General features: G+C 59.1%; 19 protein-coding genes. 10 read left to right on the top strand and 9 right to left on the bottom strand.

From position 1 onward, the window contains the following. Window positions 1–7 precede the first annotated feature (7 nt). Together ACHWUQ_RS03595 and argC are read right to left on the bottom strand one after the other, a co-directional pair. Window positions 8–1,894, bottom strand: a complete 1,887-nt coding sequence (locus ACHWUQ_RS03595) for a hypothetical protein (protein ID WP_394680370.1) — start codon at window positions 1,892–1,894, stop codon at window positions 8–10. Beyond that, window positions 1,891–2,823 (bottom strand): N-acetyl-gamma-glutamyl-phosphate reductase, encoded by a 933-nt coding sequence (gene argC / locus ACHWUQ_RS03600; RefSeq protein ID WP_034389794.1) that lies wholly within the window; start codon window positions 2,821–2,823, stop codon window positions 1,891–1,893. The genes ACHWUQ_RS03595 and argC overlap by 4 nt, the downstream gene beginning before the upstream one ends. A 436-nt stretch (window positions 2,824–3,259) precedes the next feature. Between argC and sucC the strand changes: the two genes are divergently transcribed. The 6 genes from sucC (at window position 3,260) to ACHWUQ_RS03630 (ending at window position 9,933) form a co-directional block, all read left to right on the top strand. Then, on the top strand, window positions 3,260–4,420 hold the full coding sequence (gene sucC, locus ACHWUQ_RS03605; protein WP_394680371.1) for an ADP-forming succinate--CoA ligase subunit beta: 1,161 nt from the start codon (window positions 3,260–3,262) through the stop codon (window positions 4,418–4,420). A gap of 16 nt (window positions 4,421–4,436) precedes the next feature. Further along, complete coding sequence (sucD, locus tag ACHWUQ_RS03610) at window positions 4,437–5,333, top strand: succinate--CoA ligase subunit alpha (protein ID WP_021026616.1); 897 nt, start codon at window positions 4,437–4,439, stop codon at window positions 5,331–5,333. 112 nt (window positions 5,334–5,445) lie between these two features. Then, the gene (locus ACHWUQ_RS03615; RefSeq protein ID WP_239809830.1) at window positions 5,446–6,129 is read left to right on the top strand and encodes a TerC family protein; all 684 of its coding nucleotides are present in this window, start codon (window positions 5,446–5,448) and stop codon (window positions 6,127–6,129) included. 369 nt (window positions 6,130–6,498) lie between these two features. Further along, window positions 6,499–7,146, top strand: coding sequence for an FHA domain-containing protein (locus ACHWUQ_RS03620; protein WP_394680372.1), 648 nt, complete (start codon window positions 6,499–6,501; stop codon window positions 7,144–7,146). 302 nt (window positions 7,147–7,448) lie between these two features. Continuing rightward, window positions 7,449–7,922, top strand: a complete 474-nt coding sequence (locus tag ACHWUQ_RS03625; protein ID WP_312835163.1) for a pilin — start codon at window positions 7,449–7,451, stop codon at window positions 7,920–7,922. A gap of 55 nt (window positions 7,923–7,977) precedes the next feature. Beyond that, the gene (locus tag ACHWUQ_RS03630) at window positions 7,978–9,933 is read left to right on the top strand and encodes a hypothetical protein (RefSeq protein WP_394680373.1); all 1,956 of its coding nucleotides are present in this window, start codon (window positions 7,978–7,980) and stop codon (window positions 9,931–9,933) included. 566 nt (window positions 9,934–10,499) lie between these two features. Here the strand turns inward: ACHWUQ_RS03630 and moaC are convergent. Continuing rightward, entirely contained in the window at window positions 10,500–10,979 is a 480-nt protein-coding gene (gene moaC / locus ACHWUQ_RS03635) for a cyclic pyranopterin monophosphate synthase MoaC (RefSeq protein ID WP_394680374.1), read from the bottom strand. 221 nt (window positions 10,980–11,200) lie between these two features. Between moaC and ACHWUQ_RS03640 the strand changes: the two genes are divergently transcribed. Then, on the top strand, window positions 11,201–12,874 hold the full coding sequence (locus ACHWUQ_RS03640) for a M48 family metalloprotease (RefSeq protein WP_394680375.1): 1,674 nt from the start codon (window positions 11,201–11,203) through the stop codon (window positions 12,872–12,874). On the opposite strand, the gene ACHWUQ_RS03645 is transcribed toward ACHWUQ_RS03640, so the two are convergent. Further along, the gene (locus ACHWUQ_RS03645) at window positions 12,842–13,198 is read right to left on the bottom strand and encodes a phage holin family protein (protein ID WP_312411909.1); all 357 of its coding nucleotides are present in this window, start codon (window positions 13,196–13,198) and stop codon (window positions 12,842–12,844) included. The genes ACHWUQ_RS03640 and ACHWUQ_RS03645 overlap by 33 nt on opposite strands. 79 nt (window positions 13,199–13,277) lie before the next feature. Here ACHWUQ_RS03645 and tfpZ point away from each other — a divergent pair, with 79 nt between their 5' ends. Beyond that, on the top strand, window positions 13,278–14,036 hold the full coding sequence (tfpZ, locus tag ACHWUQ_RS03650) for a TfpX/TfpZ family type IV pilin accessory protein (protein WP_312527960.1): 759 nt from the start codon (window positions 13,278–13,280) through the stop codon (window positions 14,034–14,036). 50 nt (window positions 14,037–14,086) lie between these two features. Here tfpZ and ACHWUQ_RS03655 read toward each other — a convergent pair whose 3' ends face one another. Both ACHWUQ_RS03655 and ACHWUQ_RS03660 read right to left on the bottom strand, forming a co-directional pair. Further along, complete coding sequence (locus ACHWUQ_RS03655) at window positions 14,087–14,527, bottom strand: hypothetical protein (RefSeq protein WP_312411903.1); 441 nt, start codon at window positions 14,525–14,527, stop codon at window positions 14,087–14,089. A gap of 67 nt (window positions 14,528–14,594) precedes the next feature. Next, complete coding sequence (locus ACHWUQ_RS03660; RefSeq protein WP_230779765.1) at window positions 14,595–15,338, bottom strand: TerC family protein; 744 nt, start codon at window positions 15,336–15,338, stop codon at window positions 14,595–14,597. 470 nt (window positions 15,339–15,808) lie between these two features. On the opposite strand from ACHWUQ_RS03660, the gene ACHWUQ_RS03665 reads away from it, so the two are divergent. Then, window positions 15,809–16,237 (top strand): DUF3717 domain-containing protein, encoded by a 429-nt coding sequence (locus ACHWUQ_RS03665; RefSeq protein WP_394680376.1) that lies wholly within the window; start codon window positions 15,809–15,811, stop codon window positions 16,235–16,237. Here the strand turns inward: ACHWUQ_RS03665 and ACHWUQ_RS03670 are convergent. Further along, complete coding sequence (locus ACHWUQ_RS03670; protein ID WP_394680377.1) at window positions 16,221–16,781, bottom strand: YaeQ family protein; 561 nt, start codon at window positions 16,779–16,781, stop codon at window positions 16,221–16,223. The genes ACHWUQ_RS03665 and ACHWUQ_RS03670 overlap by 17 nt on opposite strands. Window positions 16,782–16,918: 137 nt before the next feature. Continuing rightward, the gene (gene purB, locus ACHWUQ_RS03675) at window positions 16,919–18,298 is read right to left on the bottom strand and encodes an adenylosuccinate lyase (RefSeq protein ID WP_239809822.1); all 1,380 of its coding nucleotides are present in this window, start codon (window positions 18,296–18,298) and stop codon (window positions 16,919–16,921) included. Window positions 18,299–18,457: 159 nt separating this feature from the next. Between purB and ACHWUQ_RS03680 the strand changes: the two genes are divergently transcribed. Beyond that, window positions 18,458–19,081, top strand: coding sequence for a glutathione S-transferase N-terminal domain-containing protein (locus ACHWUQ_RS03680; RefSeq protein ID WP_312411887.1), 624 nt, complete (start codon window positions 18,458–18,460; stop codon window positions 19,079–19,081). 549 nt (window positions 19,082–19,630) lie between these two features. Here the strand turns inward: ACHWUQ_RS03680 and glnE are convergent. Beyond that, on the bottom strand, window positions 19,631–22,366 hold the full coding sequence (glnE, locus tag ACHWUQ_RS03685) for a bifunctional [glutamate--ammonia ligase]-adenylyl-L-tyrosine phosphorylase/[glutamate--ammonia-ligase] adenylyltransferase (RefSeq protein ID WP_394680378.1): 2,736 nt from the start codon (window positions 22,364–22,366) through the stop codon (window positions 19,631–19,633). Window positions 22,367–22,416 lie beyond the last annotated feature (50 nt).

Genomic DNA, 22,416 nt, shown 5'->3' on the forward strand with positions numbered 1-22,416 from the left:
CGGCAGATCAGTGCGGTTGCAGCAGCTGGCGCAGCGAGTGGTACAGCGCATCCGAGCCATGCGCGGTGTTGTCCGCATCGAACGAGAACTCGTTGCTGGACTGCGTGCCCGTCGCATCCTCGGGCCGGGCTTCCATGAAGAAGGACAGGAAGCGCGCGCCCTGGCGGCGGTGCATGGTCAGCACTTTCTCCAGCCGCTGTGGCGACAGGGCCACCAGCGGATGGAACTCCGTCACGCCATAGGCCGTGTGGCCATAGCGGCGCAGCATCTGGCCGACCAGCGGGCCGTAGGTATCTTCGCCGTACAGGCTCACACCCAGGGACAGCCCCGGCATGCGCTGCAGGCTGCGCTCCACGGCGTAGCGGTTGGCATCCCAGCTCGGATTCGCATGGGGGTTGAGCTGGTGGGCAAAGCGAGGAAGCCGGCCCAGGCAGCCGTGGCCGATGTGCTCGGAAAAGCCCTGGATGTAGTCGGCCACCTGCTGCTCGCGGAAATCGTTCCAGTCCGTGACCAGCGGGTTGTAGAACAGCGCTAGCCGGTCCTGCGGGCTGTCCACCCAGAATTCCACGCCGTCCGGCAGCTTGCCGAAGTCGGGCAAGGCCTCGGCGGCATGGGGCCTGGGCTCGCCCTGGTTGCGGTCCATCACGGCGATCTGGCGCGTAGCCAGCAGGCCCAGGCTGCGTCCACCGGCCTGCAGCACCACGTCGATGCGGTGCAGGCCCTCGCCCAGCGCCGGATAGCGGATGTCGGCACGCCAGCCCACATCGGGCGTGAGGAACCCGGGCTTGGCCTGTGCCACGTCCTGGCGGTGCATGTGCACGGGGGCGTGCGAGTAAGGGCGCCCGTCCACGAAGACAGCTACGGCCAGCTGCTTTTGCAGCTTCGCATCGGGCGAGTGGACCCAGCCGGACACCGGCATAGTGCCGGCCGCATAGCTGTCGATGTGCTGGAAGAAGTTCTGCAGCGGCTCGCTGCGGATATTGCGCGACGGCGGCTCGACCGCGTCGAAGCTGTCAAAGCCGGACTTCAGATGGGCATTGAGCCGTGCGATGTCGCCATAGCGCTGGCGCAGGAATGCATGGAAGCCCGCCACGGAGGCCGGGCTGTAGTCGGTGACCGCATAGCCCTCGGCCGCGAATCCCATGCCGGCCTCGAATCCCGGGAACAGCTGGTGCGTCTCGCCAAGCACGGTGAGGGCGCGCAGCTGGTGCATGGCGGCATCGCCTGCGGCGCACATGCGCTCGGCCAGGGCATCGACGACCAGTTTGCGCACGCGCGTGACTTCGTTGTCCTGCCGCGCGACCGACCACGGGAAGATGCGCGCGCCCAGATAGCTGTCCAGCGGCAGCGGCCCCTTGGGTGTCCACGCAAGATTGGCGGGATCGGCGGCCAGGCGCTCCTCGGCCTTGGAGTGCACCTCGAAATGCGTGGCGAACAAATACAGCACCACGGGCCGGTGCGCCTGCGCCACCGTGCGCACCACGCGGTCCAGCGCCTCTCCCCGGACTTCCCAGGCCTGGCCATTCCACTGCACATAGCGCAGCAGCGGCACGCTGAGCGTATAGCCCAGGTCCAGTTCACCCTGGGGCCGGCCCAGGCGCTGCAGCGTGGCTTTCACCATTTCTGCGGCCGAGCCCTGCGGACCCAGGCAACTGGCGGGTATCTGCTGAAATTCCTTGGGAAAATCCTCGCGCAGCCCGTCCTGCACCAGACAGGCCTCCATATTGCCCAGCAGCGGACTGAGCAGCAGGCGCGATGAAGACGGCAATGCCGGCCGCATCTTCCAGGCAAACACAATGACCAGCAGGCACAGCACGGCCAGGGCCAGGACATGGCCCCAGACCGGACTGCGCCGGCCCGGCAGGGACGCGGACGGTGGCGTGGCCGGGCTCACAGGCCCAGCATGATCTGCAGGTTCTGCACGGCGGCGCCGCTGGCGCCCTTGCCCAGGTTGTCCAGGCGGGCGATCAGCACGGCCTGGCGGTACTGCTCATTGGCGAACACGCGCAGCTCCAGCTTGTTGGTGTCCGTCAGCGTGTCGGCGGCCAGCTTCATGTCCTCGGTCGGCGGCAGCACCGACACCCATTGCTCCGGCGTGTTGGTGGCCGCGTAGTGGGAGGCCAGCGCATCGTGCAGGTCGGCCGCCTTGGGCGCGCCCGGCAGCAGGTCCAGATGCAGCGGCAACTGCACCAGCATGCCCTGGCGGAAATTGCCCACGGCGGGAATGAACACCGGGCGGCGCGTCAGGCCGGTGTATTGCAGGATCTCGGGAATGTGCTTGTGCGTCAGGCCCAGCGCGTAGGCCTCGTAAGGCGCGGCCGTGCCGGCCTCATAGGCTTCGATCATGCTGCGGCCGCCGCCCGAATAGCCGGACACCGAGGGCAGGCTCAGGCCGTGGTCGGCGGGGATGAGGCCCGCGGCAACCAGCGGGTGCAGCAGCGCGATGGCTCCCGTCGCATAGCAGCCGGGGTTGGACACGCGCTTGGCAGTCTTGACCGCCTCAAGCTGGCCGGCACGCAGCTCCGGAAAGCCATACACCCAGTCGGGCGCCACACGGTGGGCCGTGGATGCATCGATGATCTTGATGGTGCGGCCGGTCTCGGCCTCGATGGAATCGACCATGGCCACGGTCTCGCGCGCGGCATCGTCATGCAGGCACAGGATGACCAAGTCCACGCCGGCGATCAGCGCACGCTTGGCGGCAGGATCCTTTCGCAGCTCGGGGGCAATGCTGACCAGCTCCACGCCGGACAGATCGACCAGACGCTCACGGATCTGCAGCCCTGTCGTGCCTGCTTCGCCATCGATAAAGACTTTTGCCATCGCTGTATTTCTCCTGCTGCGCGGCCCTCCTGGAGCCGCTGCGGCACCATTGCCGCGTTCCAGCTGCGGATTCTCACCGAAACCGGGTCCCCCTGCGCCCGTTGTCGCAAAACGGTTGGCAGTGGCGATCAAGGGCGCGCTGACATGCGCCTGTTACAAACAGCGGGCAACGCCATCTGCAGATCCTCTATAAGACAAAAGAGCTGTGCCGCCTGAAAGAAATGTCGGGAAACCGTCTTTTCCCTGACATATCAATGCATTGCACAGTTCCTGACATGCTGCTTGGCCCGCAGGAAATTGTGGATTCTGCGCATGGGGGCGTGTCGGATGGCGCAGTGCAGCATGGTACATTCGGCGATTGCCAGGTCACTCCGCCTTGAGGCAGCACCCCAGGGCTACCGGGTCAATCCCCCCCTATTTGTTTGAGAGAGACATCATGAAGATTCATGAATACCAAGGCAAGGACATCTTGCGTCAGTTTGGTGTGCCTGTACCTCGCGGTATCCCTGCGTTCACAGTGCAAGAGGCCGTCGAGGCCGCCCAGAAGCTCGGCGGCCCCGTGTGGGTCGTGAAGGCCCAGATCCACGCTGGTGGTCGCGGCAAGGGCGGCGGCGTGAAGGTTGCCAAGAGCATTGACGACGTCAAGGCACTGGCTGGCCAGATCCTGGGCATGCAGCTGGTCACGCACCAGACCGGCCCCGAAGGCCAGAAGGTCCGCCGCCTGTACATCGAAGACGGCGCCGACATCCAGAAGGAATACTACCTGTCGTGCGTGACCGATCGCGGCACGCAGAAGGTGGCCTTCATCGCTTCCAGCGAAGGCGGCATGGACATCGAGGAAGTGGCCCACTCCACTCCCGAGAAGATCATCACCATCTTCGTTGATCCCCTGGTCGGCCTGACCCAGGCGCAAGGCGAAGAACTGGCCAAGGGCATCGGCATGCCTGCCGACTCCACCGCCCAGTTCATCGACATCTGCCAGAAGCTCTACAAGTGCTACATGGACACGGATGCCTCGCTGGTCGAGATCAACCCGCTGAACCGTGACAGCAAGGGCAACGTGGTCGCCCTGGACGCGAAGTTCAACTTCGACGCCAACGCCCTGTTCCGGCTGCCCGAAATCGTGGCCCTGCGCGACCTGGACGAAGAAGATCCCGCTGAAGTCGAAGCCTCCAAGTTCGATCTGGCCTACATCTCGCTGGACGGCAACATCGGCTGCCTGGTCAACGGTGCAGGTCTGGCCATGGCCACCATGGACACCATCAAGCTGTTCGGCGGCGAGCCGGCCAACTTCCTGGACGTGGGCGGCGGCGCCACCCCCGAGAAGGTCACCGAAGCCTTCAAGATCATGCTCAAGAACCCCAAGGTCGAAGGCATTCTGGTCAACATCTTCGGCGGCATCATGAAGTGCGACACCATCGCTACCGGCGTGATCACCGCTTGCAAGGCGGTGAACCTGAGCGTGCCACTGGTCGTGCGCATGAAGGGTACCAACGAAGAGCTGGGCAAGAAGATGCTGGCCGAATCGGGCCTGCCCATCATCTCGGCCGACACCATGGCCGAAGCCGCCACCAAGATCGTTGCCGCAGTGAAGTAAGCCCTGGAGAACACACATGTCTATCTATATCAATAAAGACACCAAAGTCATTACCCAAGGCATCACCGGCAAGACCGGCCAGTTCCACACTGAAAAGTGCCAGGAATACGCGAACGGCAAGAACTGCTTCGTCGCTGGCGTGAACCCCAAGAAGGCTGGCGAAAAGATTTTCGACATCCCCATCTACGGTTCGGTCAAGGATGCTGCCAAGGACACCGGTGCTACCGTGTCCGTGATCTATGTGCCACCTGCAGGCGCTGCTGCTGCCATCTGGGAAGCGGTGGAAGCTGATCTGGACCTGGCCATCTGCATCACCGAAGGCATCCCAGTGCGCGACATGCTGGAAGTGCGCAACAAGATGAAGGCCAAGGAAGCGGCTGGCGGCAAGAAGACCTTGCTGCTGGGCCCTAACTGCCCTGGTCTGATCACCCCCGGTGAAATCAAGATCGGCATCATGCCCGGTCACATCCACAAGCCAGGCCGCATCGGCGTGGTGAGCCGTTCGGGCACCTTGACCTATGAAGCCGTGGCGCAGCTGACCGAGCTGGGCATTGGCCAGTCGTCGGCAGTCGGTATCGGTGGTGACCCCATCAACGGTCTGAAGCACATCGACGTGATGAAGGCGTTCAACGACGACCCGAACACCGACGCGGTGATCATGATCGGCGAAATCGGCGGTCCAGACGAAGCGGAAGCCGCTCTCTGGTGCAAGGCCAACATGAAGAAGCCTGTGGTGGGCTTCATCGCTGGTGTGACTGCCCCTCCCGGCAAGCGCATGGGCCACGCCGGCGCGCTGATCTCCGGCGGCGCCGACACGGCAGACGCCAAGCTGGCCATCATGGAAGAGTGCGGTTTCACCATCACCCGCAACCCATCCGAAATGGGCCGCCTGCTGCAAGGCCTGCTGAAGTAAGCAAAATTACGCATGCCAGGGGCTGCGTGCCCCGCTAAACTGCGTACTCCATAAAAAGAAGACGCCAGATCGTTCAGGTCTGGCGTCTTTATTCATAACTACGGAGCGCAACATGGATTACGTCAATCATCCCGACTTCTGGATCGGGCTGGTCAAGATCATCTGGATCAACATCATTCTCTCGGGCGACAACGCCGTCGTCATCGCGCTCGCAGCGCGCTCCCTGCCCCCTGAACAACAAAGAAAAGCCATCATGTTCGGCTCCGGTGCCGCCGTGGTGCTGCGCATCGTGCTGACCGTGGTGGCGGCCAAGCTGCTGGAGCTGTCCTTCCTGCAGATCGTTGGCGGCTGCCTGCTGCTGTGGATTGGCCTGCAACTGCTGACCAGCCACGACGAAGAAGAGGGCGCGGGCAAGGGCACCGGCACGATGATGGCCGCCATTCGCACCATCCTGATCGCCGACCTGGTGATGAGCCTGGACAATGTGATTGCCGTGGCGGCTGCTGCTGGCGGCAATATGCTGCTGCTGATCCTGGGCCTGGCGATCTCGATCCCGCTGGTGATCTTTGGCTCCACGTTGATGATCAAGCTGATGGAGCGTTTCCCGGTCATCGTGATTCTGGGTGCCGGCCTCATCGGCTGGGTGGGTGGCGAGACCATCATGAACGACAAGCTGCTGCACGGCTTTGTCGAAGCGAATCCTGCACTGCACTACCTGGCTGCCGCTGCTGGCGCCGCGCTGGTGGTGGGCTTGGGCCTGTGGCTGCAAAAGCGCAATACAGCGCCTGCACACTGACCGGGTCTGCGTCCCTCTCTCGCTAAAGCGCCTTAGGGCGCTTTTTGCTTTTCAGGGCTTGGGTTTTGCACGGGCCACGTGTACCGCACCCGGTGCGCCCCTGCGGCAGCTACGGCGTGAGCAGCGCAACGCCCGCGAACCCATTGCAGGCATCAGATAAACCGCTGCTGCGCTTGGCGATGTGCTTCAGGGGGCGCATCGATCAAGGGTATTTATAGGGTTAACCATTAGCTAAATCACGGGAGTCCGCAACACATCGTGATCCTTTGTCAACAGCGTATCGCCAACGTCATTTGTATAGCTTATTTGCATATAATCGCGCTGAGGTTTATCAATATGCCAAGACTCATAGTTTCGCTAGATGGTGTGGTGATACAGGACTACGTGCTGACCGAGTCCAGGGTCACCCTGGGGCGCCGTTCCACCAATGACATCGTGCTGACCGACATGGCGGTCAGCGGCGAGCATGTGGCGTTCACCTATGAGAAGAAGATCGGCATCGTCGTCGTCGAAGACCTGGGCAGCACCAACGGCACCAAGGTCAACGGCTTGAAAGTGCGCCGCCAGGTACTGCAAAGCGGCGACCTGCTGGACGTCGGCAAATGCCGCATCCGCTTTTTGATGAACTCTTTGGTGCCCGAGAGCCATTACCTGCATGCCAGCGAAGCCGGCAGCCTGACGGCCAAGCCCGCGCATGCCGATGACGGCGAAGACAGCCCCACCGTCCCCGCAGACTTCCCCCCCGCCGAAGGGCAGCCCTACACCCCCAGCCCCTACCTGCGCGCCGTCAGCGGCGCGAGCGAAGACATCATTTTGTCCAAGGTCGTCACCACGGTCGGCCGCCCCGGCATCGCCGTCGCTGCACTGACCAAGCGCGGCAAGGGATACGTTGCTACCAAGGTCGATGGTTCGGCTGATGTGGTGCTCAACGGCCAGGCGCTGAATGGCGTGGCGTTGTCGATGCACAAGGGTGACAGGATTGAGCTGGCGGGGATGGCTTATGAGTTTTGGGCTTAGACGGGCCTAGCGGTTTAGGTTGGCTCACCTTAGACAATGGCACCTGCGGGTGCCATTTTTTGTTGGTTCTTCTCGGATCCGCTGCACGGCGCTACCGCTAGCGTGACAAAATTGGCACAATAGGGCTGCGGCTGACATTTATGAACGTCTTCAACAATAAGTTAACAAAACGCCGCATTTTTGTCAGCGTAAGCCGCGCCTAGCAGGTGCTCAGAAGTTGGCATAGCACTTGCTGTCTACAACACACGCCAAGTCAGTTCGACAAGGCTACCTAATCACTGGTTACATAGAGAGGATTCAACATGTTGCGTACGATGCAAAAGGGTTTCACCCTGATCGAACTGATGATCGTTGTGGCGATTATCGGTATTTTGGCTGCGGTGGCACTGCCTGCTTATCAAGATTACACGGTACGTGCCAAGATGTCCGAACCCATCTTGGCTGCATCTTCTTGCCGAACAACGGTCACTGAAGTTGTTCAATCTGCAACCACCCTGCCTGCTGCAAATACCTGGGGTTGCGAAACTACCACGTCGCCATCTCAATATGTTGCGTCAATCGCAACCAATGCTACTGGTATGATTTCCGTGACCACTCAAGGAATTAAAAATAAGGCAGATGGCACTGTGGGGGGGATCGTTACCTTGAAGCCTGTTGACGGTGCAGGTGCTGCGCCAGCAGCAGGGGGAACCGTGTCTCGTTGGATTTGCGGGTTGGCCGGTGATGGTACAACCGTTGCGCAGAAATACCTGCCTGGTTCTTGCCGCGGCAATTAATTATCTCTTCTCTGAAAGAGCCCCTTATAGGGGCTTTTTTTATATGCAATTGTATTTGAAAAAGAAAAGCATAGCAATTTTATTACTTGTTGCTATAACAGTATCCTGGATATACGTCTCTGGAAAAGATATTAGCTGGGACCTTATTAATTATCACCTATACTCGGCGCAGCTTTTAATTGAAAATAGGTGGAATAAAGACTATTTCGCTGGAGGCATTCAAACTTATTTGAATCCAGTTGCGTACATCCCTATTTATTACGCAGTGAAATTCCATATTCCTGACTACTTGGTTGGGCTTTATTTGTCAATTCCTGCTATCGTTGCTATTCCATTGCTTTGGAGTTTTTCGGAAAAAATATTTATAAATTATCAAGAAAAATTCGAAGTAATATTTCTGGCAGTTTTATTGTGTGTTACTACGTCATTGTGGCTGGTTGTGATTGGGAGCACTTTCGTTGACTCACTTTCATTGATTTTAATATTGGGTGCAATAAATTTTTTGCTTTATGGCGGAGATTGCTCTAGGCGTAAATACTTTTTATCCGGGCTTCTGCTTGGTACTGCTATAGGCCTGAAGTTGACAAATGGTATGTACGCATTCGCACTTTTATTCATGGTTTTAGTGAATTTCTGTGTCTCAGTAAAGAATATCAGATTTAGATGTATTGCTATAGTAATATTTTGCACTGCTGTATTAATTGGATTTGTGCTAGTTCATGGTTTTTGGAGCTATAAACTATGGAGCGAATTTTCAAACCCATTTTTTCCATTTTTTAATGGATTATTTAAATCTTCTGATTTTCCTGCGTATAATCTACAGGATCGTAGGTTCATGGGTTCAGGTCTAATAGGTGCGATTACGCTGCCATTTGAAATGATGAAAATTTCATCTTGGGTGTATAGCGAGGCGCCGGCTCCAGAAATGAAAATTTCTGTGTTTTTTGTATTGTTGTCTTTGGTAGTATTTGCAAAGTTAGTTGGTTTATTGAAATTCACTGATAGTAATTTCGTTACTAATGATGTTGAGCATAGGAATTTAGTTTCTCTTATCGGATTTTTTCTTATATCTTATTTCGTTTGGGTTGTATCTTCAAAAATAGGTAGATATGCGTTAACTTTATGGGTTACGTCTGGAGTTTTAATTGCTGCTGTGATGTTATATATGTTTAAGCAGCAGTATGTGAAAATATTTCTTTCAGTTTTGCTTTGTGTTCAAATTTTTTCTATTTATTCGGCGCAAATTACTCGTTGGACCCCCGTGAAATGGACAGGGTCGGATTATTTAAATATAAAAGTTCCAGAGAATTACCAGCGAGGCGAATACACTTTTCTATCGGCTTCGCTTATATCCAATTCAGCCGTGGCAATGTTTATAAATAAAGAATCAAGCTGGATTAATGTTGCTGGGCAATATTCAATCGCCGGAGGGGTGAGAATGCCAAAGCGTCTACAAGAAAAGATAGATGGAAAAAAAGTCGTAGGAATAATGCCGGCATATTTCTCTAATTTAGGGAATTATTCAGGAATTCAAGATATAGAAAAGACCATATTCAATGATGTCTATGGTGCTTATGGTCTGGGTCTGTCCGAGGGGGCTTGCGAGCCAATTGAGTTCGTGCAGGAGAAATTAAATCTGTGGAATCCTGTTCAGACAAAAGGAGACGATTCTCTATTTTTACACGCTTGCCCGCTGAAGAAAATATCCTCTGATGATTATAATCGGCATAGAGTTAATTTGGAAAAATTTGATAATATTTTCTCTCAAATAGAGGATAAATGCTCAGCGCTTTTTCAACCTAATTCTACAAGCTCTATAAAATATGGTCCTGAAGTAAGTAGATATTACTATAATACGAGTGCATATTTATATAGTGAAGATGGTTCTATTTTGGTGAGATTTCCTCAGCAGATGGTTAGAAGTGTTGTTGCAAATTTTGATCGACAGTCACGTGCTTTGACATCAGATGTAATCTGTCCTAAATATCCCGAGAAATTGTATTTGGACTAGTTAAGCATCGCTTAGGCATAGCTATCCCATGTTTTGAGATTATCTCATATTTCGATAATTATGCTTAATTTGAAATTTTCTAATGACCCTCCGTAAGTATGGGATCTGCAAAACAGGCGAATAACGAAAATCATCAATTTTACTGAATTGACCACGTTAGTCGATCTTATATAGTTTTCAGTCTGGCGGGTGCTCGGCCATCGAGGCGATGCCGTCAGCATTTCATACGCGCGTGTATGCTGGGTTGCGGGAGATGAACTGATAGTTGTATCAAATGTACTGCATTTATTCCGCTCGCAAAAGCGTATTTGAGTTATTGGTGCAACACGGAGCTAGTGTCTTGGCCGGCCCGTTGTTGGAAACTATTTGAGTCTACTTTGCATAGATAATGAGAGCATTTTTGATGATATTGGATAATTATTGTGAATTGCAATGACTACATCATACTGCCCGACACCTCAATCGTCGTTGATAGTAGATGGTCATTTTCCCTATGCAATTAACCGAGGTGGAAAATTAAGAAATCAATATAGTATATGAAGCCGAAGTGATAAATATAATGATAATTAGGCCGATTTTTGATAGTCTTTTGATTTCCCCCCGTGCTTTGCCTTCAAATTTACCCCATTTATTATCATCCCCTTATCCACTGCCTTACACATGTCATAAATCGTCAGCAAGGCCACCTGCACAGCGGTCAAGGCTTCCATCTCCACCCCAGTGGGCCCAACAGTTTCCGTTCTGACCTCACAGCGCACGGAATTTTTTGCAGGTAACAGCTCAAACTCCACCGCCACCTTGGTCAGCGCAATCGGGTGGCACAGCGGTATCAGTTCACTGGTCTTTTTCGCCGCCATGATTCCGGCGATGCGGGCAATGCCCAGCACGTCCCCTTTTTTGGCGGTACCCGCAGCAATGATGTCCAAGGTGGCCGGCTGCATGGTGATGAAGCCCTCTGCAATCGCAATGCGGTGGGTGTTAGGCTTAGCGCCTACGTCGACCATATGGGCCTGGCCCTGGGCGTCGAAATGGGTGAGTTCAGTCATAGTGCTTCCGTGTTCAATGCGTCACAAGCTGCAATACAGGGTGCAACTTGTGCAGTGGTGCTTCATCATACGTGTTGGCGTTCATGCATGATGGCGGGGCGCGCCCCGGGCTGGTTCTCGCCTTGATGTAGATTCAGCCTCTGTTGCAGCACGGATTATTGATGACTACATGGTTTTTTAAACGCACAGCTTGTGCATTGCTCGCGGCCCATATGGCGGCAATGACCGCCCTGGCCCCCCTGCAGGCGCGGGCCGATACCAGCTTGCCGGCGATGGGCGAGGGCGCCGAGATGACCACCAGCGAGGAGCGGCGCCTGGGGGATGACATTGCGCGCGAGATCTACCGCGATCCGCAGTTTCTGGATGATGCGATTCTGTATGAGTACGTCAACGGCATCTGGCAGGAGCTGATGCTGGCGGCGCGCCAGCGCGGCACCTTGACGTCTGAACTGCAGGAACGCTTTGCCTGGCAGGTGATGCTGATCCAGGATGCGACCGTGAACGCCTTTGCGCTGCCTGGCGGTTTTATGGGGGTGCAGACTGGTCTGGTGGGCGTGGTCGGGAGCCGCGACGAGCTGGCCTCGGTGCTGGCCCACGAGATGAGCCATATCACCCAGCGCCATATTGCGCGCATGCTGGCCCGCCAGTCGCGCATGACGCCGGTGATGATTGCCGGCATGATCCTGGGCGCCTTGGCCGCGAGCAAGAACCCGGCAGCAGCCCAGGCGCTGATGGTGGGCAGCTCGGCCGCCGCCATCCAGTCGCAGCTGAACTTCTCACGCGATATGGAGCGCGAGGCGGACCGCACCGGCATGAGCCTGATGCCGCCTGCCGGCTACTCGCAAGCGGGTTTTGTCAGCATGTTTGAAAAGCTGCAGCAAGCCAACCGCATGAACGACAACGGCAGCTGGCCCTACTTGCGCACCCACCCGCTGACGACCGAGCGCATTGCCGACATGCAGTCACGCTTGCCGGCCGGTGCTGCACGCAAACCGCAGGACACGGGCATGGTGGCGCAGATAATGTCGGCCCGGGCCCGCATACTGTCAAAGCCTGAGCCCCAGGTATTGCACCAATGGGTGCAATTGACCACGGCGGCCGATTTTGCCAACCGCTCATTGGAGCAGCGGGCAGGTGTCTGGTATCTGGCCGCCATGTCCCACAACCAACTGGGGCGCCATGCTGAAGCGCTGGCCGCATTGGACCAGCTGGATGCCACCGTGCAGGCCCACCCCGATGCGATGCGCCAGGCGCAACTGCTGCGCGCTGATCTGGCATTGCGCAACCGCCAGCCGCAGGATGCGTTGGCTGCGCTGGCCAAGATCCAACCCCTCAAGCCCCCTGCAAGTAAGGCCGGCAGCACCTCGGTGACGGTCAGCAATGCGATGACCGGCCTGGTCAATGAGGCGGTGATCACGCAGGGTTCGGACAAGTCGCTGAGCATCCAGGACAGCAGCCGCGATGTCTTGCTGCCGGAGGTCAAGGCCGTGGTAGGCGGCGATGCAGGCCAAAGCAGTGAACGGCCCGAGCTGGTGCTGGCTGCACAGGCACTGGCGCAGCTGCCTGCCACAGGTTTGGCGGCCTATGACGGAGTGTTGCGCCAGACCAGCAGCCGCCTGCAGACCCTGGTGGTGCAGTGGCCCAAGGATGCGGGGGCCTGGCTTGCGCTGTCATGGGTGCTGCGCCAGCAGAACCAGCCGCTGCGCTCCATCCGTGCGGAGGCCGAGAGCCGGGCTGCACAGTATGACTATCCAGCAGCGGTAGACCGCCTGCGCGCCGGGCAGGACATGGCGCGCAACAGCCCCAACCGCAACGACTACTACGAGGCCTCGATCATCGACACCCGCTTGCGCGAGATGCAATCACTTGCCAAGGAGCAGGCGGCCCGTAAGTGATTCGATGACGAGGCTGATGATGGAGTAGAGCACCGAGCCGATCAGCGCAGCCCAAAAACCATGCACCACAAAGCCGCTGCCTGCGATGCCGGACGCGGCCCAGAACATCAGCGCGTTGATGACAAAGATGAACAGGCCCAAGGTCAGGATGGTGACGGGCAGGGTCAGCACGATCAGCACGGGCCGCACTATCGCATTGCACAGCCCTATCAGCAGCGCTGCAATCAGCGCCGCGCCAAAGCTGCGGACTTCCACGCCACTGTAAAGGTAGGCGACACAGAGCAGGGCGACTGCGGAGAGCAGCCATTTGAGCAGGATCTTCATGCGGACATAGCTTACTGCATAATTTCGCGCAGGTCATGTGCAGAAGACAGACGCGCATGGCACATAAAAGGGTGAAGGAATGAGGGAAAAATTCAAAGCGGCCGGAATTCATTTTTTGGTGGGCCTGGTGCTTCTCAGTGCCGTGTTCTGCCTGATCTACTTTGTCTGGTACCCGGCGCCTTTCTACCAGCTCTCAGGTGGCCAGGATCTGATGGAGCTGATTTTTGGCGTAGACCTGATTCTGGGACCGCTGCTGACCTGGGTGGTCTTCAACAAAAAAAAGCCGTTGCGCACCAACCTCTTGGATGTTGCCGCCATTGCCTGTGTGCAGCTGGCAGCGCTGGGCTATGGCGTCTACACCGTGCTGCAGGCGCGGCCGGTCTTTCTGGGGTTTGAGTACTACCGCTTTCGCGTGGTGCATGCCAATGAGCCCGATCCGCAGGAAATGCGCAAAGCCATTGCGGTGATTCCCCATGGTTTGCCGCTGTGGGGCCCGAAGATGCTGGGGCTGCGCAAGCCCGCAAACAATCAGGAACAAACCAGTTCCACCATGCTGGCATTGGGCGGCATTTCCGAAGCTGCCCAGGCAAATCTATGGGTGCCCTATGAGAAGGTGGAACCCAAGGTGTTGGCACAGGCGCATCCGGTGCAGCGTCTGATAGACCGCTTCCCGAACCAGGCTGACAAGATCCAGAAGCTGCTGGCCGACCACCAGTTGGCATTAGAAGACGCGGTCTATGTGCCGCTCATTGTCAAGGATGCATTCTGGACGGTGGTATTGGACAAGAACCAGTTGGACAAGCCGTATTACCTCGACATCGACTCGTTCGAGAACTGAAAAGCATAAAGCGCCCGAAGGCGCTTTTATGGGGTGGTGCGGCTGATGGCTTACGCGCCGTCGAGCACCAGGCTAAAACAGATACCCAGAATGCCCAGCAGCGAACCTGCCAGCTTGGCAGGGCGCGGCACAAAGTCGGCCGATGGCGGCTCGGAGATGGCCTTGGGGCGGCGCCAGTCCAGCACTTCGGCCTCGGGGTACTCTGCATGCAGTTGGGCGGTCATTTGCTGAACGCTCACTTCCGAGATATGGGTCGAGACGCGGGCGCGCTGCAACTGAGCGCTTTGCGGGATCAGGCCCTCAAACAGGTTCTTGGCCCACTTGTTGCGCCACTTTTCGAGGGTGCTGCGATTGCCCCAGCGGCTGGCCCTGCGGGTGATCTTGGGGGCGCAAGCCACCAGCACCCAGTGCTCGTCGTTGATGGTTGCGCGCTCGTTCAAGCGCTGCAGGGCAAAGGCGGCATCATCTACAAAGACTATTTTTACGTTCATCCAAGTGGCCTAAGTGGGGCTGGCAGCGCGGGGCTGCCAGCGGTGGTGATAGAGGGCGGGTATAGGCTTAGTGTACGTTGGCCGCCGGGAGTTCCTTGGCTTTTTTGCCGGCCAGCCATTTGCCCAGCACCAGCACGATCAGTGCGCCAGCGGCAGCGGCTGCATAGTGCAGCGTCTTGCTCTGGTCGATCTTGAACATCCAGGTCCACTTGTCAGGGTTGGCAAACACGGGGTCAGAGACCAGCATGCCACCTGCAATCCAGCCCAGCAGCATGCCGCCGGCGGTGATGACCATCGGGAAGCGCTCCATCAGCTTGATGACCAGCTGGCTGCCCCAGACGATGATCGGGATCGAGATCAGCAGGCCCAGGATGATGAGCAGCATGTGGTGCTCGTCACCGGCGTTCTGTGCGGCGCCGGCAATGGCGATCACGTTGTCCACGCTCATCACCAGGTCGGCAACGATGATGGTCTTGATGGCGGCAAACAGGCGGTCGCTGCCCTGGATGTTGCCGTGGTCTTCGTCTTCAGGCACCAGCAGCTTGATGCCGATCCAGAACAGCAGGATGGCGCCGACAAACTTCAGGAACGGCAGGGCCAGCAGGAACATCGCGAACGCGATCAGGATGACGCGCAAGATGATCGCGCCAGCGGTACCGAAGATGATGCCTTTGCGGCGCAGGTCAGGGGGCAGCTTGCGGCAAGCCAGTGCAATCACCACCGCGTTGTCCCCGCCGAGCAGGATGTCGATGATGATGATTTGGCCCAGTGCAATCCAGAAGGGCGCGTGCGTCAGAAAATCCAAGTCCATGTAAGCACCTAATTTTTGAAAAAGCGGCCCATGCACCATGCACAGACCAGCCAGTAGGGTGTCGTTACAAGTCAGGGAGGCGACGTGGTTCGGCGTTGACGCTAGAAATGGCCAACAGCCGGGGCAGTAGCTTCGAAAGACCTGTGGTGCGGCACCATGGTTTTCAAAGGTCTTGCTCAGATCATGTGGGCCATGAACCTAACGCGCCGGAAGCCGTGAGGCTTCGTACTGACGACGCATTACATGTCGCTGCGCTTGCCGCGGGCAAGGCATCGACGGGAGCTACTCCCCTTCGTCAGCGCGTATTGGAACACAAACACGGCGCTTTGGGATGACAAAGACCGGGCCAGCGCACAGAGTATTCCCGCATGTTTGTGTTTGCCCACACCTGTGGATAACAAGCTGTGAACAAGTGGATGCGGGCTGGCGTTTGGTGGGTTGTTTGCCGCAGAGCTATCATCCCCGCAGCTATGGAATCCATCCACCTGACTGATCTGGAAGCGGCCATCAACCACTGGCGCCAGCGCGCGCCCTGTGGCCCGGGTGCGTCGCTGTCCCCCCAGGTTGCTGCGCTGGCCGAGGTGTATGCGCAGATGGTCTACCAGCGCCAGGATGCAGTGGAGGCCCGCGAGCTGGGGGATGCCGCGATGCGGGCCTGGCTGGATTGGTGGGAGACCACACCGGACACGCCCTGCATCGCCATCTGCTCCACCAGCCAGGGCGATGAAGTCTGCAAGGGCTGCGGCCGCAGCTTCGACGAGGTGCAGCACTGGCTGGCCTACACGCCTGTGCAAAAGCGGGCGGTGTGGCGGCGCATCACCGCGCAGGGAACGGCCTGGCGCTTCAACCGCTATGCGGAACGGGCGCGTTCCGCAGGCGGCATCACTTCCAGCGAATAGGTTCTACAAAGAAGGTGCCCTTGTCGCTGGACAAGGTCAGCTGGCCTTCCTGGATGGTGGCCTGCAGCTGCATGCTGCGCTCGGCCAGGTCGGCCAGCGATTGCGACACCTCCGTCGGCAGGCGGAACACTTCGAGCTTTTCCTGGCGCGCGAGCTTGCCTTCCAGGCCCTTCCACCAGATCTCGGCCGCATGGTTGAAGCAGTAGACCAGCATTTGGTCCGACTTGTTGCAGGCCTTGGTGATCGGCTTTTCTTCGGGCTGGCCCACTTCGATCCAGATGCGCTTGGCGCCGGTGAAATCGGTCAGGTGCACATCGGGGTTGTCCGGGTCGGACAGGCCGGCGCCAAAGCCCAGCGTGCCATCGCCGTTGCACAGGTCCTGCAGCTGGTGTGCGTTCAGGGCCAGCGCCACCAGGCGCACCATCATGCGCTCGTCGGTTTCGCTGGGGTGGCGCGCCAGGGTCAGGTTGTGGTCGGCGTAGTAGTTGTGGTCGATATCGGCAATCGACAGATTGGCCTTGTAGATCGTGGATTTGATAGCCATGGGGCAGGGTCTGGTGACGAAGCCTGGGCTTCGGGGGGTGAATCCGGCGCGCCCGGCAGTCGCTGTGCGGTCTGCCGGACGCTGAGAGGAAAAAGACAAGAGGCCAGGGAACGCCTGGCCTCTAGGGTCTAAGGGGCTTAAACGCGCTGGGCCAGCTCGGTGGCCTTGCCGATGTAGCTGGCCGGGGTCATCGCCAGCAGGCGTTCCTTGTCGGCCTGCGGGATCTCCAGGCTGTTGATCAGCTGGTGCAGGTCTTCGGCGCGCACCGTCTTGCCACGGGTGACTTCCTTGAGCTTTTCGTACGCGCCTTGCACGCCATAGCGGCGCATGACGGTCTGGATCGGCTCGGCCAGCACTTCCCAGGCATTGTCCAGGTCTTCGGCCAGGCGCTCTTCGTTCAGCTCCAGCTTGTTCAGGCCGGTCATCAGCGAGGTGTAGGCCAGCGCGGCATAACCGGTGGCCACGCCGATGTTGCGCAGCACGGTGGAGTCGGTCAGGTCACGCTGCCAGCGGCTGATTGGCAGCTTCTCCGACAGGTGGCGCAGCAGTGCATTGGCCAGGCCCAGGTTGCCTTCGGCGTTTTCGAAGTCGATGGGGTTGACCTTGTGCGGCATCGTGGACGAGCCAATCTCTCCGGCCTTCAGGCGCTGCTTGAAGTAGCCCACCGAGACATAGCCCCAGATGTCGCGCGACAGGTCGATCAGGATGGTGTTGGCGCGGGCAATGCCGTCAAACAGTTCGGCCATGTAGTCATGCGGCTCGATCTGGATCGAGTAGGGCTGGAAGGTCAGGCCCAGGCCCTGGGGTTCGTGCTTTTCCACGACGTTCTTGCTGAAGCTTTCCCAGTCGAAGTCGGGCCAGGCCGACAGGTGGGCGTTGTAGTTGCCCACCGCGCCGTTCATCTTGGCCAGCAGCTTGACGTTGGCAATGCGGTCCATCGCGCCTTGCAGGCGCACCACCACATTGGCCAGTTCCTTGCCCACGGTCGTGGGGCTGGCGGTCTGGCCGTGGGTGCGGCTGAGCATGGGCACCGCAGCGTACTGGTGCGCCATCTCGCGCAGCTTGAGCACCACGCGGTCCAGTCCAGGCAGGATCACCTGGTCGCGGCCGGCGCGGATCTGCAGCGCATGGCTGGTGTTGTTGATGTCTTCACTGGTGCAGGCAAAGTGCACGAACTCGGCCGCCTTGAGCAGCTCTGGGCGCGCCTCGAACTTGCTCTTGATCCAGTATTCCACCGCCTTGACATCGTGGTTGGTGGTCTTTTCGATGTCCTTGATCGCCTGCGCGTCGGCTTCGCTGAAGTTGTTCACCAGGCCGTGCAGGTAGCTGCGTGCACCTTCGGACAGCGGCGAGAACTCGGCAAAACCGGCATCGGACAGCGCGATGAACCAGGTGATTTCCACCTGTACGCGGCGATGCATGTAGCCGAATTCGCTCATGATCGGGCGCAGGGTGGAGAGTTTGGAGGCGTAGCGGCCATCCAGCGGAGAAAGGGCGGTAAGGGAAGACAGGCTCATGGGCCGCTATTGTAGGAGCGGGGCGTTTGCCGCATCTACAGTCTGGATTTGCCTATTTACAATCTGCGGGTGCGGATACCCGCAAGGCCCTCCACGCCGTCTGCCGGCTGGAGGTCACCTGGTGACCGAACGGACACCACCAGCATGGGTTTTACTGCTATGAAATTGCTAGGAAGTCTGACCAGCCCATTTGTGCGCAAGGTGCGCGTGGTACTGGCCGAGAAAAAACTCGATTACCGTCTGGAGACGGTGGATGTCTGGGGCGACAGGGCGACGATTGCCCTGGTCAACCCACTGGGCAAGGTGCCTTGCCTGGTGCTCGACGATGGCTCGGCGCTGGTGGATTCGCGCGTGATCGTCGAGTACCTCGATACCCTGTCCCCCGTAGGCCGTCTGATTCCCAGCCTGGGCCGCGAGCGCGCTGAAGTGCGCAGCTGGGAGGCGATGGCCGATGGCGTGCTCGATGCCGCCGTGCTGGCCCGTATGGAATATGCCTTTGCAGGCCGCACTGAGCTGCAGCGCAGCCCTGCCTGGGTGGAGCGCCAACTGGGCAAAGTCTGGGCCGGGCTGGACGCGATGAGCCTGGGCTTGGGCGAGAAGACCTATTTTGCCGGCAACGGCGTACATATCAGCCTGGCCGACATCGCCGTCGGTTGCTGCCTGGCATGGTTGCGGTTCCGCTTCCCGGAGCTGGACTGGGCAGGCCGCTACCCCCAGTTGGCCCAACTGCTCGATCGCCTGGAGGCCCGGCCCAGCTTTGCGGCGACCCAGCCACAGGGCTGATCCACAGCGCTTCTCTGCGCAACGCTGCCGGGCTCTGCATGCCGGCTCGCCCGGACCGCGCCCGCCCGTTTGGCGGCGGTCCGGCAACCCATTGCTGAATATTCTCCGGGCCTGCGGACGGTGGCTGGCAGCGCGCAGCCAAAAAAAGGCCCAGCCGTTGAGGGCTGGGCCTGGGTATAAAAAAAGTTGCGAAGCGTCCCGAAGTGAATGATAGAGAGGGAGGGAGGAGAAGCACTTCAGGTTTGCAGTCATGCCGTTAGGGCCTGAAAGACTTCGCAACATTAAAACCGGTATGAAAAACTATGCCTATCGCTTTCCCTCAGTACAGAGATGGATCGCCGGTTTAAGTTTCCAGCGCTGATGCTAAATGTATTGTAAACAAATAAATAATTTGTTTCTTTCTGTTATCATTTGTCGAATTAATCGCTACCTGATGTCTGATAGTACATTGTTTTGGTGGCGCTTGCACGTAAGTGAATGCTAGCGAATGGCAGCGTCACAGTATAAACCCTTATGAAAACCCGAGTTCCATCAGCCTTTCTACAGGGTTTATGTGCTCTGCAACACCGCCTTCCACAGCGTTCTTACCGTCTGTTGTTCCTCCAGCAACGCAGTCTCCGGCACCTGGGTGGGCGCCTCGTTCAAGCGGGCCAGATGCTGCACACGCCGCAATGCGCGGTAGGCATTGGCCGCCGCCTCACCCATACCGGCAGGCAGCAGACCTGCGTTTTCGGCGCGGCGCAGCAGACTGATGTTCCCCAAGTTGGGCCGCAATTGGGGATTGCAAGCGGAATGCAGCAAAACCAGGTACTGCACGACAAATTCCACATCCATCATGCCGCCGACACTGTGCTTGACATCGAACAGGCCCGCCGGCACCTTGTGGGCGCTGCGCACGCGCTCACGCATCGTCGCGATTTCACTGCCCAGCGCCACCGCATCCCGGGGCGCCGTGATCACCGCCTCGCGCACCGCGTCAAAGCGCGCTGCCAGCGCTGCACTGCCCATCACAAAGCGGGCGCGGGTCATCGCCTGGTGCTCCCAGGTCCAGGCGGTGTTGCTGCCGCGCTGCTGCTGGTAGTTGGCGTAGGACTCAAAGCTGGTGACCAGCAAGCCGGAGTTGCCGTTGGGGCGCAGCGCGGTGTCGATCTCGAACAGATCGCCCTCGCCGGTCTTGACGGTGAGCCAGCTGATTAGCTTGCGCACGAAAGCCGAGTAGACCTCGGGCGCGCGTTCGTCGTCGTCATCGAACACAAACACGATGTCCAGATCGCTGCCGTAGCCCAGCTCTTTGCCGCCAAGCTTGCCGTAGCCGATGATGCCGAACTGCGGCTCTTCGCGGTGGGCGCTCTTGAGCCGGCCCCAGCACCAGCGGGTCGTCACGCGCAGCACGGCGTCAGCCAGTGCCGAGAGGTCATCGGCCACCTGCTCGACGGTGATCTGCTGCTCGATGTCGCGCGCCAGGGTGCGGAAGGTCTCTGCATGGTGGGCGCGGCGCAGCAGGTTCAGCAGGTTCTCGTCATCGTCTTCGGCGGTGGATTGCAGCGCGGCGCGGCGCCGCTCCAGATCCGCTTCGAACTCCTGCGGATTGAAGCGCTCATGCATCAGCGCATCGCTGGCCAGCTCGTCGATCACGCCGGGATGCTGCAGCATGTAGCGGGCAGGCCATTTGGCGGCGCCCAGCATGTGCATCAGCTTCTCGTGCACGGCCGGGCGTTCCTGCAGCATCGCCAGATAGCTTTCGCGGCGCAGCAGTGATTCCATCCAGTCGGCCAGCCGCACTGCGGCGATCTCGCTCACCTGGCCCTGGCCCAACCACTGGGCGGTGCGCTGCAGCAGCAAGACCAGGCGGCCCCGGCCGGCATCGCTCAGGTAGCTGTAGCGGGGGTTGCGCTGCCACTGCAGCACGCGATCGCGCACCGCCTCGGGCAGCCTGGGCAGCACCGTTTCCAGCTCCGGGGCGCTGGCCGCTGCGCCCTTGGCGCCGCCGCACTGGCCGCTCTTGCAGGCCTCGTTGCCGCCCAGCAGCTTGTCAAACTCCTGGGCGACCAGCTCGCGGTGGGCATCGAGCTGGTGCAGAAAGCGGCACTCGTCGTCATAGCCCAGGGTCTGCGCCATCCACCGCAGGTCGTCATCGCGGGTCGGCAGCACGTGGGTCTGCTGGTCGTCCAGGTACTGGATGCGGTGCTCCACCTTGCGCAGGAAAACATAGGCATCGGCCAGCGCCTGCGCTGTCTCGGGTGCCATCAGGCTGGCGCGCTCGAGCCGCTGCAATGCCTCCAGGGTGGCACGGCAGCGCAGCTCGGGGAACTGGCCGCCCCGCACCACCTGCAGCAGTTGCACGATGAATTCGATCTCGCGGATGCCGCCACGCGAGAGCTTGACGTCGTTGGCGCGCTCGGGATGGCCCGCGCTGCGCTTGGCCGCATGCTCGCGGATCTGGCGGTGCAGGCTGCGCAGCGAGTCGAACACGGCGTAATCCAGGTAGCGCCGAAACACAAAGGGCAGCACCGCGCCGCGCAGCGCCTGCACATTGGGGGTGCGGATATCGGCCAGCGGTGCCACAATGCGGCTCTTGAGCCAGGCAAAGCGTTCCCATTCGCGGCCATGGGTCTGCAGGTAGTCCTCCAGCGCTGCCACCGAGATGGCGGCTGGGCCCGAGTTGCCATTGGGCCGCAGCATCAGATCGACGCGGAACACAAAGCCGTGCTCGGTGGTCTCTCCAATCAGCTGGTAGATCAGCTTGACCGCACGGATGAAGTACTCATGGTTGCTGATCTTGCCCCGGCCATCGGGCTGGCCCTGGGTCTCGCCTTCTTGCTCATAGATATAGATCAGGTCGATGTCGCTGGACACATTGAGCTCGCGCGCGCCCAGTTTGCCCATGCCGATCACCCACAGTTGCACCGGGTTGCCCTCGGCGTCGCGCGGTGCGCCATGGCGGCCGTCAAGCTCTGCGCGTGCTGCGGTGCAGGCGGCGTCCAGTGCCAGCTCGGCCAGCTCGGTCACCCCTTGCGTGATGGTGTGCAGATCAGCCTGCGCGTCGCAGTCAAGATGCACCAGCCGCTCCATGACCAGCTGCCGAAGAATGCGCAGCGCAGCCCCCAGCGCATACCCCTGGGCCTGCAGCGCCGCCAAGGTGGCGGCCATCGTTGCATGGGTGGGAGCACCACTGGGCAGCAGATCCAGCAAACCCTCGTAGCGGCGGTGCAGGCGCTGGATGAAGCGCGAATGCTCAGACAGAGGCAGGCTGGCCTGCGGGGGCGTGATATCCGTGTGTGCCATAGCGCTTTATCGACAATGTCCTGCGGCAGAACTGTTCAAATGCTCACATA

The sequence above is a fragment of the uncultured Comamonas sp. genome (assembly GCF_964277875.1).
Classification (GTDB): Bacteria; Pseudomonadota; Gammaproteobacteria; order Burkholderiales; family Burkholderiaceae_C; genus Comamonas; species Comamonas sediminis.

Excerpts from the sequence above, each read along its gene's own strand:
- argC (WP_034389794.1), bottom strand. The coding sequence starts at position 2,823 with ATGGCAAAAGTCTTTATCGATGGCGAAGCAGGCACGACAGGGCTGCAG.
- sucC (WP_394680371.1), top strand. The coding sequence starts at position 3,260 with ATGAAGATTCATGAATACCAAGGCAAGGACATCTTGCGTCAGTTTGGT.
- sucD (WP_021026616.1), top strand. The coding sequence starts at position 4,437 with ATGTCTATCTATATCAATAAAGACACCAAAGTCATTACCCAAGGCATC.
- ACHWUQ_RS03615 (WP_239809830.1), top strand. The coding sequence starts at position 5,446 with ATGGATTACGTCAATCATCCCGACTTCTGGATCGGGCTGGTCAAGATC.
- ACHWUQ_RS03625 (WP_312835163.1), top strand. The coding sequence starts at position 7,449 with ATGTTGCGTACGATGCAAAAGGGTTTCACCCTGATCGAACTGATGATC.
- moaC (WP_394680374.1), bottom strand. The coding sequence starts at position 10,979 with ATGACTGAACTCACCCATTTCGACGCCCAGGGCCAGGCCCATATGGTC.
- ACHWUQ_RS03640 (WP_394680375.1), top strand. The coding sequence starts at position 11,201 with ATGACCGCCCTGGCCCCCCTGCAGGCGCGGGCCGATACCAGCTTGCCG.
- ACHWUQ_RS03645 (WP_312411909.1), bottom strand. The coding sequence starts at position 13,198 with ATGAAGATCCTGCTCAAATGGCTGCTCTCCGCAGTCGCCCTGCTCTGT.
- tfpZ (WP_312527960.1), top strand. The coding sequence starts at position 13,278 with ATGAGGGAAAAATTCAAAGCGGCCGGAATTCATTTTTTGGTGGGCCTG.
- ACHWUQ_RS03655 (WP_312411903.1), bottom strand. The coding sequence starts at position 14,527 with ATGAACGTAAAAATAGTCTTTGTAGATGATGCCGCCTTTGCCCTGCAG.
- ACHWUQ_RS03660 (WP_230779765.1), bottom strand. The coding sequence starts at position 15,338 with ATGGACTTGGATTTTCTGACGCACGCGCCCTTCTGGATTGCACTGGGC.
- ACHWUQ_RS03665 (WP_394680376.1), top strand. The coding sequence starts at position 15,809 with ATGGAATCCATCCACCTGACTGATCTGGAAGCGGCCATCAACCACTGG.
- ACHWUQ_RS03670 (WP_394680377.1), bottom strand. The coding sequence starts at position 16,781 with ATGGCTATCAAATCCACGATCTACAAGGCCAATCTGTCGATTGCCGAT.
- purB (WP_239809822.1), bottom strand. The coding sequence starts at position 18,298 with ATGAGCCTGTCTTCCCTTACCGCCCTTTCTCCGCTGGATGGCCGCTAC.
- ACHWUQ_RS03680 (WP_312411887.1), top strand. The coding sequence starts at position 18,458 with ATGAAATTGCTAGGAAGTCTGACCAGCCCATTTGTGCGCAAGGTGCGC.
- glnE (WP_394680378.1), bottom strand. The coding sequence starts at position 22,366 with ATGGCACACACGGATATCACGCCCCCGCAGGCCAGCCTGCCTCTGTCT.